At 59.3% G+C, this 13,188-nt stretch carries 11 protein-coding genes; 8 read left to right on the plus strand and 3 right to left on the minus strand.

From position 1 onward, the window contains the following. Nucleotides 1–486: 486 nt before the first annotated feature. The 3 genes from AB4Y81_RS18945 to AB4Y81_RS18955 all read right to left on the minus strand — a co-directional run bounded on the left by AB4Y81_RS18945 (nt 487) and on the right by AB4Y81_RS18955 (nt 2,207). The gene (locus tag AB4Y81_RS18945; RefSeq protein ID WP_441996517.1) at nt 487–948 is read right to left on the minus strand and encodes a DUF3817 domain-containing protein; all 462 of its coding nucleotides are present in this window, start codon (nt 946–948) and stop codon (nt 487–489) included. A gap of 65 nt (nt 949–1,013) precedes the next feature. Beyond that, on the minus strand, nt 1,014–1,631 hold the full coding sequence (locus AB4Y81_RS18950; protein WP_055975336.1) for a hypothetical protein: 618 nt from the start codon (nt 1,629–1,631) through the stop codon (nt 1,014–1,016). A gap of 69 nt (nt 1,632–1,700) precedes the next feature. After that, entirely contained in the window at nt 1,701–2,207 is a 507-nt protein-coding gene (locus AB4Y81_RS18955; protein ID WP_079582882.1) for a hypothetical protein, read from the minus strand. A gap of 208 nt (nt 2,208–2,415) precedes the next feature. Here AB4Y81_RS18955 and AB4Y81_RS18960 point away from each other — a divergent pair, with 208 nt between their 5' ends. From AB4Y81_RS18960 to AB4Y81_RS18995, 8 genes are all read left to right on the plus strand, one after another. Further along, nucleotides 2,416–3,531 carry a thermonuclease family protein gene (locus AB4Y81_RS18960; protein WP_189076748.1) on the plus strand — a complete coding sequence of 372 codons (1,116 nt, stop codon included), beginning with the start codon at nt 2,416–2,418 and terminating at the stop codon, nt 3,529–3,531. 95 nt (nt 3,532–3,626) lie between these two features. Beyond that, nucleotides 3,627–5,123, plus strand: a complete 1,497-nt coding sequence (locus tag AB4Y81_RS18965; protein ID WP_189076749.1) for a type I restriction-modification system subunit M — start codon at nt 3,627–3,629, stop codon at nt 5,121–5,123. A 5-nt stretch (nt 5,124–5,128) separates the two neighbouring features. Then, on the plus strand, nt 5,129–6,286 hold the full coding sequence (locus AB4Y81_RS18970; protein WP_209783748.1) for a restriction endonuclease subunit S: 1,158 nt from the start codon (nt 5,129–5,131) through the stop codon (nt 6,284–6,286). Continuing rightward, nucleotides 6,286–7,227: a restriction endonuclease gene (locus AB4Y81_RS18975; RefSeq protein ID WP_189076751.1), complete on the plus strand. Its 942-nt coding sequence runs from the start codon at nt 6,286–6,288 to the stop codon at nt 7,225–7,227. Before AB4Y81_RS18970 ends, AB4Y81_RS18975 begins: the two co-directional genes overlap by 1 nt. Nucleotides 7,228–7,316: 89 nt before the next feature. Then, entirely contained in the window at nt 7,317–7,541 is a 225-nt protein-coding gene (locus AB4Y81_RS18980) for a helix-turn-helix domain-containing protein (RefSeq protein WP_167510528.1), read from the plus strand. Nucleotides 7,542–7,564: 23 nt separating this feature from the next. Continuing rightward, nucleotides 7,565–8,830, plus strand: coding sequence for a HipA domain-containing protein (locus AB4Y81_RS18985; RefSeq protein ID WP_441996521.1), 1,266 nt, complete (start codon nt 7,565–7,567; stop codon nt 8,828–8,830). A gap of 70 nt (nt 8,831–8,900) precedes the next feature. Beyond that, nucleotides 8,901–12,299 (plus strand): DEAD/DEAH box helicase family protein, encoded by a 3,399-nt coding sequence (locus AB4Y81_RS18990; protein WP_189076753.1) that lies wholly within the window; start codon nt 8,901–8,903, stop codon nt 12,297–12,299. Continuing rightward, nucleotides 12,299–13,177, plus strand: coding sequence for a GIY-YIG nuclease family protein (locus tag AB4Y81_RS18995; RefSeq protein ID WP_189076754.1), 879 nt, complete (start codon nt 12,299–12,301; stop codon nt 13,175–13,177). The genes AB4Y81_RS18990 and AB4Y81_RS18995 overlap by 1 nt, the downstream gene beginning before the upstream one ends. Nucleotides 13,178–13,188 lie beyond the last annotated feature (11 nt).

Below are 13,188 nucleotides of genomic sequence, written 5' to 3' on the forward strand. Positions count from 1 at the left end.
GCACCTACTCCGTCAACAACGGCCCACCACTACCCATCAACGGAACCCTGGACCTGACCACACCAGCCACAACCATCCACGTCTGGAAAACACAAAGAGCACTCGTCGCCGACACCTGCCAACAAAACCCCAACTCCTGGGGCTGCCCCGGCACAAAACCAACGCACTAAGGCCTCGGAACAGTAGCTTCCTGACCCGTTTTGAACCCGAAACAGCTCGAAACCGCGGGAAAAGCGCGCTCAACGGCCTCAAACAAGGTCACAAAGCCACACCAAACGGGTGCCGACGTCGAAGTTTTGGGAAAGACCCGTGCCGCCACCACCCACTTTGACCGCCAAACCCCGGGCGACACACCCCACAGACGGCGTGTCAGACCCAACACAGATCCAAAGTAGGTCGGGGCGGCACACGCAAAGGGCGAGAACCAGGTGTTAAAGCAAGAAAAGCACCGGTCCCGAAGAACCGATGCTTCCCGCCGGCTGAATCCTAGGAGAACCAGGTACCCGGAGGGCCCATGAACAGAAGGAAGCTGAACACTGCACCCACAGCCACCAGGGTCACCACAACCGCGAGGATCGGATTGCGAAGAACCCACGCCTGGGCTTTCTCAAAGCCACCCTGAGGCTTCTCGCCCCCAGCGGCCAAACGCCACCCACCGGCCAGGAGACCCCGACGATCCAGCGACTTCTCCATCGGGATGGTGGCATAGGGAATCACAGCGGAGCCGATGGCGAACAGGCCGGTCCGCATCGTCCACTTCTGGTTGATCCAGGTGAAGGCGGCCGTCGCTGCGTAGCAAAGGAACACAAAGCCGTGGATGCCTCCGGCGATACTCACGCCGAGGTCAGTGGTCTTCGTGACGTATTTAAGGAACAGCCCGATCAGCAGCAGCGTCCATGTCACGGCCTCGGCAAAAGCGACGGTACGGAACAGGGCACGGGGCTGCATGGAAGTCCTCTGGTTGAGATCTGGAGTCACGTCCAATTTACCGTGGCGGCCGGGCTCCGTCAGAATCACCCCTGCCCAGGGAGCGCCAGTCTGTTCCGGATGCGCGAGTCGCCGAATTCAATGGCCACCGGAGCGATCTCCACGGGCGGCTCGTGTCGCGACCGCGCCCTTCCCACGGCAATGTGCGGCAACCAGCGCGGAGACCTGTAGCCCAAAGCGGGTGAGCCCAGGATGAAGTCATCGATGTTGTCGAGGCCAAGATCATCAAGAAGCACGTGCAAGCCCTGCACCAGAAGCGCTTGGTAGTCGTGAACTTCCTGGGGAACGTCCACCTCAAGCCCCATCAGCCGACCGCCACCCAGCGGGACCACTTTGTCCGACTTACCCAGAAACCCCTGCAGCACCGGCAGTTCCGTCAACCAGCTCGTAATCTCGGGCAGAACCCTCTCCGGCGTCGCCCTTCCTTTGGTCCACGCGGCAATATCATCTGCGAGTTCGTGGAGGATCCCCACGTGCAGTAGCGTCATGTGCAGCCCTTGCGGCTTGCGCAGCGAATCAACGAATCGCTTGAGGCCCTCGTAATCGGCCTGCCCGCCACCGATCCGAAGGACAGGAACCTCTACCGTGATGCGGGGTTGACCCGCGGTGCTTCCAGTGGGGCTGCCGGCCGTCATGGACGCCATTATCCGCCGATCACCCACGCAGCGGGAGGCCGACGGCGAAAGGCACCTGCCGCCGTCGGCCTCCTTGGGCTATTTCCTGGCGCGCGCCTGGACCAGATTGGCGAACGGGAGGCGTCCGTGAGCGGCAACGAACGCGGCGTGATAATCGGCTTCGGCTGCACTCAGCCCCTCCGGCGGCAGTTCCTTCCAAGCGATGACCAGGTCCAGGGCGTCGCGCAGCTGCCAAATGAGGCGCGCATCCCACACGACGGTTGGTCGCCCGCGGCCGTAATCCATGAACTCCTGGATTTGCTTGCGTAGCCCCCGGTTGCCTTGACTGCCCGCGCTGGCTTTGCCGATGTAGAGCACTGAGGCGTCTGTAAGCCACTCGGACGCGAGTGCTTCGCGCTTCAATGATGGGTCCTTCTTCTTGAAGGTCCCGGCGGTGCTCTTGTTCAGAAAGACCGGTTCAAATCCGGCCGGGCGAAGGACCACGAATATCCCGGGTCCTTGTGGGATCCGCATGGGATCGAGTTCGTCGAGTGGTCGGAATCCGGTGAATCCGTCCTCGGTGAGGGTCTTTTTGGTGAAGAGCATGATCCATTGTGTCAAGCACCCGTCACACATCCCGCTGCCACCGGCCCGAAGCCTCCTCATGACCACTTGTAGCTTAAAGTGTTCACGGCTGCTGAGCAGCCGACTCATCACTCCATTCGCATAAATAGGGGGACTATTTGCGCACCCAGAACCGGCTGTCCCACAGCCACCCTCCACTTCAAGCCCCAGTTGTGGGAGGCCATACATCATGCGGAAGCTAATCATTGGAGCTACGGCAGCAGTCGCGATCGTGACTGGCTCCCTGGTAGCGGCGGCTGCCGCAAACGCCGACAGCGGGACCGTCGTCAGGGTGGTCGACGGCGACACGGTAGTTGTATCCATCAACAACATCGATCAGACAGTTCGCCTGCTGAACATCAATACTCCGGAAACTAAGGATCCGAACAAGCCCACCGAATGCCTTGGGCCGGAGGCGACAGATCATCTTGAGGGAGTACTGCCGGTGGGCAGCAAGGTCAGGTTGGAGTTCGACGTCGAACGCCATGACAAATACGGCAGAACCTTGGCGGGGGTCTTCAATGCCAGCAACCAGCTGGTCAACGCAGAGATCGCACGCCGGGGACTGGGGGTTCCAATGGTCGTCGGAGAAAACCGAAAGTTCCTGCCTCCTGTCGAAGCCGCCTTTGAGGAAGCGCGTACTGCCAAGTCCGGGCTCTTCGCAGAGGGCATCGAATGCACCCTCCCTGCGCAACTGGCAGCTGCCAACGAAGCACTGACAGCGGCACAGAGTGCGGCGCCGGCAACGACGTCGGCCGGAGCGGGAGCATCGGCTACTGGGCTGGCGACAGCCATCGTTGCTGCCAAGGCAGCGAAAGACCTCCTGTCCGCAGCGAGAGAAACAGAGAACTCCATCCTTTGGGCGGCATACTCTGCCAGCGAATCAACCGCCAAGTTGACCGCCCTGACCGCAGTAATAACCCGGGCTGAGTCTGCACACAATCAGCTCAAGGAACAAGAGAAGACACTTGCCGCGGCCGAGAAGAAGGCAGAGGAAGAACGAGTAGCCGCTGTGGCGCGAGCGGAGGCAGAACGAAAGGCTGCTGCGGAAGCAGAGGCGGCAGCAAAGAAGGCTGCCGATGAGGCCGCCGCGGCAGAACAGGCTCGGGCAGCAGCAGCGGCTGCCGAGGCTGAACGGATACGCAACTTACCCGTACCAGCTCCCTATGTTCCGCCAGTCCAGCCGTATGTTCCGCCAGCTCAGAATTACGTACCGCCGGCGCCACCGGCCCAATCGAATCCCTACCCGGGGTACACGGGCCCCCGCTGTTACGCTCCCGGCGGCAAGTCCTGGCGTCCCTGCTGACAACCGGCTTGGCTGAAGGCCTGGTGTCCCTTAGGGACGCCAGGCCTTCTCACCGATGGGCGTGGCTCACATGAGAACGCACTAAACTCGCATGAGTGATCACAGGTGAAATCAAGTCCCAAGTAGACAAAGTCTGGAATACGTTCTGGAGCGGCGGTATCTCGAACCCGCTGGAAGTCATCGAGCAGATCACGTACCTTCTGTTCCTCAAGCGCCTGGACGAGAACCAGACTCGGGCGGAGAAGCAGGCCAACATCTTGGGCGAGCCGATCGAGAACGCGGTGTTTCCCGAGGGTGTTGACCCCCAGGGCCGCCCCTATTCGGACCTCCGCTGGTCGAACTTCAAGGACTTTGGTCAGATTGAGATGTTCACGGTCTTCCAGCAGAACATCTTCCCGTTCCTCCGAACTGAGCTGACCAAGCAGTCCAACGGCGAAGACTCCACTTATAGCCACCACATGAAGGATGCGCAGTTCAAGATCCCGAACGCGGGTGTCTTGAAGCAGGTGGTGGATGTCATCGACTCCATCAACATGGAGGGCCGCGACACCAAGGGCGATCTCTACGAGTACATGTTGTCGAAGCTGGCATCGGCGGGTACCAACGGACAGTTCCGAACCCCACGGCACATCATCGACCTCATGGTCGCGATGACAGCACCCCAGCCACTCGAAGCCATCTGTGATCCGGCCGCTGGCACCTGCGGCTTCCTGGTTCAGGCCGGCGAATACCTCCGTAAGAACAACAGCAATCTCCTCACCAATGACGAGACCAGTAAGTTCTTCCATCACGAGCAGTTCCATGGCTTCGACTTCGACTCCACCATGCTCCGCATCGGTTCAATGAACATGCTGCTCCACGGGGTCGAGAACCCGGATGTTTCCTACCGCGATTCACTTGCCGACCTGCACTCCGTCGAGGAAGAGAAGTACAACGTCATCCTCGCCAACCCGCCGTTCGCTGGCAGCTTGGACTACGAGAATGTGTCGAAAGAGTTGCTGAACGTCGTCAAGACGAAGAAGACCGAACTCCTCTTCCTGGCACTTTTCATCAAGCTGCTTAAGCCAGGCGGACGCGCTGCGGTTATCGTTCCCGACGGCGTCCTCTTCGGCTCCACCGGCGCACACAAGTCCCTCCGCAAGACACTGGTCGAAGGCCACAAGCTCGACGCCGTCGTAAAACTCCCGTCCGGCGTCTTCAAGCCCTACGCCGGTGTCTCCACCGCCATCCTCTTCTTCACGAAAACCAACTCCGGCGGCACGGATAACGTCTGGTTCTACGACGTAAAGTCGGACGGGTTCAGCCTCGACGACAAGCGCACGCCGCTTGCCTCTTCCGACCTTGAGGACGTCCTCTCACGTTGGAATCAGCGCACGACGGCGGAACTTGAGCGGGCGCGCACGGAACAGTCCTTCTGTGTTCCGCTTTCAGAGATCGTGGCGAACGACTACGACCTGTCGCTGAACCGGTACAAGGAGATCGAGTACGAAGAAGTCGAGCATGCTGCCCCTGAGGAAATCCTGGCTGCACTGGATCAGCTCGAGACTGAAATCACCGAGGGCATGAACGAGCTGCGGGAGCTGCTGAAGTGAAGCTTGTGCCACTCGTCAAGGTCGCTCGTGTCGTCTCTGGCGGGACGCCCAAGACTGCCGTCGCAGAGTACTGGGACGGGGACATTCCATGGGCAACACCCAAGGACCTAAGCAGCCTCAGGGCTGTAGAAATCCACTCAACTCCCCGGGGACTGACCCCGGCGGGTTTGAATGCTAGCAGCGCCGAGGTTCTACCCGCTAATTCGGTTTTGTTCAGTTCCCGTGCGCCAATCGGTCTGTTGGCCATCAACAGCGTTCCCATGGCAACAAACCAAGGGTTCAAAAGCTTTGTTCCCGACCCTACCCAGCTTGAGGCCCGGTATCTCTACCGCTGGCTCGAATTCAACCGGAAATGGCTACAAAGTCTTGGTGTTGGTGCGACTTTCAAGGAGGTTTCAAAAGCCACTGTTTCGCGGATTGAACTTCCTCTGCCATCCTTAGCGGAGCAGCGGCGGATTGCGGCGATTTTGGACAAGGCCGATGAGCTCCGCGGCAAGCGCCGCCAAGCAATCGCCCACCTGAACACCCTCACCCAGTCGATTTTCCACTCCATGTTCGGCGATACGGTCTCTAATAGCCTCAACTGGCCAGTCAAAGCCTTCGGCCGGGTCACTACGAGCCGCCTGGGCAAGATGCTGGACAAGAAGGCCCAGACTGGAAAGCATGGCTTTAAGTATCTGCGCAATGCCAACGTGCAATGGTTTCAGATCAATACGGATGATCTGCTCGAGATGGACTTTAGCCCCTCAGACCAAATCGAGTTCGCACTTCGCAGAGGAGACATCCTGGTGTGTGAAGGTGGGGAACCGGGCCGAGCAGCCATTTGGAAAGACCAGGCAATCGACTGTTACTTCCAGAAAGCACTTCACCGTGTGCGACCGAATCCTGATGATTTAGATCCTCAATACATAGTTCACCTGCTCTGGGCTCTGGCTCATGGCGGCGGCCTCAAAGACCATGTGACGGTTGCTACGATCGCACACCTAACCGGTGAGAAGCTCAAGCGAATGCACATTCCAGTTCCCCCGCTCGAACTGCAGCAGACCTTCGCAAACCGAATTGCCGCCGTCGAGCGTTTGAAGGAAACTTACCGCAAGCACTTGGCGGAACTGGACGCGCTCTTCGCGTCTCTCCAAAACCGCGCGTTCAAAGGAGAACTCTAGTGACCGAATCAGCGGCTCAGGCACCTTCGACCGAGGTACCGATTTGGCCAGCGCTCATCGTGCCGGTTCTCCAAGCTCTGTCTGATGGACAGACGCTCCACCGGAAGGAGCTCTTCCATCAAGCGGCGGATCAAGCCGGACTGTCGGCGGGCGCTCGCGAGGAGACCCTGAACTCGGGCGGACTGCGTTACGAGCAGCGCATGGGCTGGGTCCTAAGCCACCTGACACGGGCGGGCTGGATCGACCGTCCCGTAAAGGGGTACTACTGCATCACCGATACCGGCAGGCAGTGGCTTCTGGACAATCCTCAGGGGATCAACTACAGCCAGGCACACACAATCTTTGCGCAGTACTGGCCGAAAGCCGACGGTCAAGCCGCACCCACTCAGGCTGCGCGAGAGACCGGCCTCTCAGCTACGGAAGAACTGGAGCCAGTGGAGCAGATCGAGGACGCGATAAACCGCATCCAAGGCGAAGTAGGAGCATCGCTCCTTAAACGGCTTCACGAAGGACATCCGGACTTTTTCGAAGACGCTGTGGTGAAGCTGCTGCTGAAGATGGGCTACGGAGGTGCTGAGCAACGGGGGCGACGTATCGGTGGCACCGGTGACGGTGGCGTTGACGGGGTTATAGACCAAGACGCGCTTGGGTTGGATCGGGTCTACATCCAGGCAAAACGTTACAGCCCGGACAACGCCGTTGGCCGCGAAGCCATCCAAGCATTCGTAGGAGCGCTGCATGGCTTCTCTGCCTCCAAGGGCGTTTTCATCACCACCAGTAGGTTTTCACAAGGTGCGAGAGATTATGCAGGCAGTGTCGGCACCCGCACAATCCTGATTGACGGCGCTCGTCTAGTGAGCCTCATGATTAAATACCGGGTCGGAGTGCAGGTGAAGCAGAGCTACGACGTCGTAGAACTGGACGAGGACTTCTTCGAATAACTCGACCACTGTCGCCGTACGGCAACAAATGCTAAAGTCGGCGTACGGCGACATTCATCAAAGTTGCCGTACGGCGACAGGAGCAGCTATTGCGTACGGTCCGAGAGGCAGGGCCCTTGGTCCGGGAACTCAGGGAAGAGCGAGCCTGGTCACAGGCAGAGTTGGCCCGGCGCGCCAGCGTCTCACGCACCTTTGTCATCGATCTTGAATCCGGTAAAGCATCGGTGGAAACGTCCAAGTTCATGGATGTCTTTCAAGCCCTTGGTTTCGAGATCGCCATACGCGACAGCGAGACGGGCGCAGTTCGGTGGTGAGTGCGCGCGCTCTTGAAGTGTTCATGGACGGGACACTTTGCGGCCGGGTTGAACAGTYGTCGTCGGGGAATCTGACGTTCCGCTATTACCCCGAATACCAGGCAGCCCCCAACGCGACCCCGCTGTCACTGTCCATGCCCTTGGCCGCCACCCTCCACAAGAAGCGCAACGTCCTGCCCTTTCTCCAGGGCCTCTTGCCCGACAGTGAAGGGGCCCTCCAGACGATTGCCCGACGGTTCCGGGTGTCCCCGTCCAACCCCTTCGCCATCCTTGAACATATCGGTGCCGATGTCGCGGGTGCGCTCCAGTTCATGCGGCCGGGCACCGGATCTTCGGATGGCACCCTCGCAAGAACGGCGGTGAAGCCAGTTTCGGACAGGGATGTGGCCGAGATGCTGGACCACGTCGTGACTGAGTACAAAGACGGCACGCCCTACGACGACTCCGCAGGACGCTTCAGCCTCGCCGGGGCTCAGCCAAAGATCGCCCTGCACCAACTTCCCAACGGCGACTGGGCGGTACCGGAAGACGCTACCCCCACGACGCACATCCTCAAACCGGCAGCCGGCACATTCAGTCGCTTGGATATTGTGGAACAGCTGACCATGAGGGCAGCATCTTTTCTGGGGCTCGAGGTGGCCAAGTCCGAACTCCGCCGCATCGGCAACTGGGACGTCTTTGTGACACGTCGCTATGACCGCCAGGAAGTGGGTGGAACCTGGCGCCGCATCCATCAAGAAGACTTTTGCCAGGCATTGAGCGTTTCTCCAGCCAAGAAATACCAGCACCGTGACGGAGGGCCGGGCGCGAGCGATATGGCCGCCCTTATCCGATCGCTTCCTTTTGAAGCGGACCGCCGGGCGGCAGGAGCAGGGCTGTACCGGGCCCTTGTTTTCAACACCGTGGCCGGTTGCACCGACGCGCACGCCAAAAACTACTCCCTCCTCCTCCATGGCAGTAGAGCGCAGCTATCGCCCCTCTACGACCTCGCCACCTATGCCCCGTATTGGGACGCGGACTCAGGTATCGACTTGGCCATGAGTGTGAAAGCCGAATACAGGCTTCAGAAGATCAGCAAGCAGATGCTGGTCTCGACAAGCACTCAGTTTGGCGTTGATGCTGAAGCAGCCCGGGAAATGGTCGAACACTATTCTCGCGGCATAGTGGAAGCATTCGAAGCTGCCAGGGAAGAGCTGAAATCCCAGCTGGGATCCCTGCCGAAAATCACCGATGACACTATTGCGAAGGTACGACTGCTGCCACTCGTCGAGGCCACGGATCTGAAATAAGGCATAAACGGTCGCAGTCCCGTGATTGACTACCTTCAGGACATCGGAGCAACGGATCGGAGACGGCTGCATGGGGGCAGTTACCAGCAACTTTGGGTTCATGCTGGGCGAGTGGCCCGAGTTGGCCCAGCAAGCACGCCGGGCCGAACAATTCGCCCGGGTCGATCCACGCGCTTCCGTGTTCTACGCCCGTTACACCATCGAACGCATTGTTGAGTGGCTTTATCAAGTGGAGCCAGGGTTGGTGACCCCCTACAAAGATGACCTCAACGCGTTACTGAACGAGCCCACCTTTAAGAATCTTGTGGGCGGTCCTATTGCCAACAAGCTCACGATCATTCGCAAAGCCGGTAACAATGCGGTCCACAATTCCGTTGGCCCCACCATCCAGGGCGCTGAACTCGTGCTCCGCGAACTGCACCACGTTTGCTATTGGCTCGCGAGGAACTACGCCAAAACCGGTAGCCAGCTGCCGCCGTCGTTGGTCTTCGACGCCAGTATCCTGGCCCCAAAGCCGAAGACGCCGGCACAGCAGCAGTCGCCCGAAGAACTCCAGGCACTCGAGAGCCAACTCAAAGCCCAAAACGAGGCCCTTGCACAAGCAGCAGCGGATTCGGCAGACCTTAAGGCCCAGCTGGAGATTCTGCAGGCTGAAGTCGCGGAGGCCAAAAAACAGAACCAGACCGTCCCTGACCACCACGACTATGACGAAGCCCTGACCCGCAGGCACCTCATCGATCTTGAGCTGAACGAGGCAGGCTGGCCGCTCACCAATACAGAAGACCGCGAGTTCAAGGTAGACACCATGCCCACGGCGAGCGGCACGCTCAGCGGAGTGGGCTACGTGGATTACGTGCTGTGGGGCGCTGACGGGCTGCCCCTCGCAGTGGTCGAGGCGAAAAGGACAACCAAGGATCCCCATGTAGGGAAGCAACAAGCCAAGCTGTACGCCGACTGCCTGGAACGTCGCTATGGTCGACGACCGATCATCTACTACAGCTCCGGTTACGAGACATGGATCTGGGACGACACCATGTACCCGGAGCGCTCGTTGCAGGGCTTCCACACAAGGGATCAACTTCAACTGCTGATCAACCGCCGTCAGAGCCGAAAGCCTCTGGCTGAACAGGCAATCGACAACTCCATCGTCGAACGCCCCTACCAGCACAACGCCATCCGGGCCGTCACTGAAGCCTACGAAAAGGACTTCGAGCGCAAGGCGCTTGTAGTCATGGCGACAGGCACGGGCAAGACGCGCACCGTCGTCGCACTCGCCAAGCTCCTGCAGGAAGCCAACTGGGCCAAACGCGTTCTGTTCCTCGCGGATCGGGTTGCGTTGGTCAAGCAAGCGGCCAACGCCTTCAAGGCCCACCTTCCCGGTTCCAGCCCTGTCATTCTGGGCTCGGACGATGAAGCAGACAGCCGCATCCATGTGGCTACATATCCGACGATGATGAACCTCATCAACCGGACCGAGGGAAAGCTTGGCCAGCGGACCTTTGGCATTGGCCACTATGACCTCATCATCGTTGATGAAGCCCACAGGTCGGTCTACCAAAAATACAGGGCCATCTTCCAGTACTTCGATTCACTCCTCATCGGGCTGACAGCCACGCCACAGTCAGAGGTGGACCGCAACACCTACAGCCTTTTCGGCATCGAGGACAACGTTCCAACGTTTGCCTATGAGCTCAGCGAGGCCATCGAGGCCGGATATCTTGTGCCACCGCGGGTCGTTCCGGTTCCGCTGAAGTTTCCTGACCAAGGCATCTCGTACGAGGACCTCCCAGAGGCTGAAAAAGAGCAGTGGGACGAGCTCGAATGGGACGAAGACGGCGAGATCCCGGACTCGGTCGATTCAAGCGTTATCAATACCTGGCTGTTTAACGCCGACACAGTGGATAAGGCACTGGAAGTCCTTATGACCCGCGGCCACAAAGTCGCCGGCGGGGATCGCCTGGGCAAGACCATCATCTTCGCGAAGAACAACAGACACGCGGAGTACATTGCTGAACGCTTTGACAAGAACTACCCGGCTTACAAGGGTCAGTTTGCTCGCGTCATCACCTATCAGGTGAACTACGCCCAGATTCTCATCGACCAATTCTCGACCACCGAGAGTGATCCCCACATCGCTATTTCGGTAGACATGCTGGACACCGGCGTTGACGTGCCGGACGTCGTCAACCTCGTCTTTTTCAAGATGGTCAGGTCCAAGACCAAATTCTGGCAGATGGTGGGCCGCGGAACGCGACTCCGRCCGGAACTGTATGGGCCGGGCGAGGACAAGAAGGACTTCTTTATCTTCGACCTCTGCCGCAACGCCGAGTTCTTCAATGCGGGAATGCCCAGCAATGAAGGCTCTGTGGGTAAGTCACTCGCGGAGACTACGTTCGCTGCGCGCGTCCAGCTCCTGCAAACTTTCACTGACCTTCAATGGGACCCCCAAGCGCCCGTTGTTGCCGACCTCCGGCAAACCCTGAAACACGCAGTTGACCGGCTTCCGCTGGACAACTTCCTCGTTAAACCGGCACGCAAATGGGTGGACAGGTTCGCCGAAGAAGCAGCCTGGAAATCGTTGGCAGCCGAGGACTTCCAGGCTTTGCAAACCCAGATCGCCAGGCTCGCTACCATCGGCGCGCCTGCGGATACGGAAGAGGCCAGGCGGTTCGACTACCTGATGCTTCAGGCAGAGTTGGCGTCGCTGCAGGGATCGGCGGTTGGGCCGTTCCGGACAAAGATCCAAGCCATCGCCTCGGCCTTGCAGGACCAGCAGAGCATCCCGGCCATCGCTGCTCAGTTGCCCCTGCTGGAAACCATTCTCCACGACGACGAATGGGAATCCGTTTCGTTGGAATGGCTTGAGGACATCCGCAAGCGGCTCCGCGGATTGGTCCATCTGATCGAGAAGCGGAAGCGCAAAGTGGTCTACACAAACTTCCAGGACGAGCTCGGCGTGCTTGAGGAAGTCGAACTGGTGGGGACAACCAATGGCTTCGTCGACCTCCCTCGGTACAAAGAAAAAATGCGTTCGTACCTGGCGCAATACGAGGAGCATGCAACCATTCAACGGCTCCGGCGTAACAAGCAACTGACGGCGTTGGACCTTGCCGAGCTTGAACGCATTCTTCTTGAAAGCGGTTTGGGTTCGCTTGAAGACTTGAATCGTGCCGCCAACGATGGCCTCGGCCTCTTTGTCCGTTCCCTGGTTGGTTTGGACCGCGAGGCCGTCGAGGAAGCGTTGTCAGAGTTTGTAGCTGGTACTACGCTCACAGCCCAGCAGCTCAACTTCCTCAACGTTCTGACCAATCACCTGATGGAAAACGGAAAGGTCAGCCCGAAGGCGTTGTTCAATTCCCCGTACAACGAGCTGGCCCCGTCCGGGCCGGATGTGCTGTTCGGCGATGAAAAAATCGGGCAGCTGATCAGCATCCTCCGCTCCATTGAGAACCACGCGAAGGTTGGCTGATGTCCCTCACCCTCGCCCATGTCCTGGCCGGCGTGGGGGCTGAGCAGGTCCCGCCGGTTTCCTTGGACGATATCCACGTAATACGCCACTCATTCAGGCCGAATGACGTTGCCGCGCTCCGTGGACCTGAAGACCTGACCGAGGAACGAGTCTTGGCGTACACCCGGGAGCAGGACATTTCGCCTCGTCGTTTCCCGGCAGCCCCTCCTCGCTTTTGGGTGATACTCATAGCCGATGGCAAGAACCGCTCTCGCCTCTGGGGAACCTTCGAAAATCGTGGAGAATTGGCGACCGAACGTACTGGATCGTGCCGGTATTACGACCTCCATTCAACGGATTTCCTTGCACCCCTCAAGGATCGGCTCGTAATTGACTGGGACAATCCCCGCAGCTGGCACCGTGGCGCCAGCTCCGCCAGCGCAGCGCGGATGCAGGTAGTCGAGATCGCTGACCGGGACAAGGTTCCTTTTCCAGGCTTCGACGGTGTGCTGCTTAGCTACCCCCAACTGCAGGACCTGGTGGATGACCCACGCTACGGGGACTGGCGCGCAGCACTTTCCGAGGTCCAGGGGATTTACCTGATTACTGACTCCAGCAACGGGAAGCAATATGTCGGCAAAGCCGACGGCTCCGAGCGGATCCTAGGCCGATGGACGAGCTACGCCCGCGACGGACATGGCGGTAACGTGGCGCTCCGTGAGCTGGCGTATGACAGTGTGGGCGAAACAACGAGCATCAAAACAGACCACGCGCGGCACTTCGTTTTCAGCCTCCTCCGCGTGTTCGGCCCCAGCACGCCCTCGTCCGAAGTGAACACAGCCGAGTCCCACTACAAGGCGGCGCTCATGACCCGAAAATTCGGCCTGAACAGAAATTAAGCCAAGTTTGA

Origin of the sequence: Paenarthrobacter sp. TAF1 (assembly GCF_052113825.1) — a bacterium.
Lineage (GTDB): Bacteria > Actinomycetota > Actinomycetes > Actinomycetales > Micrococcaceae > Arthrobacter > Arthrobacter nicotinovorans.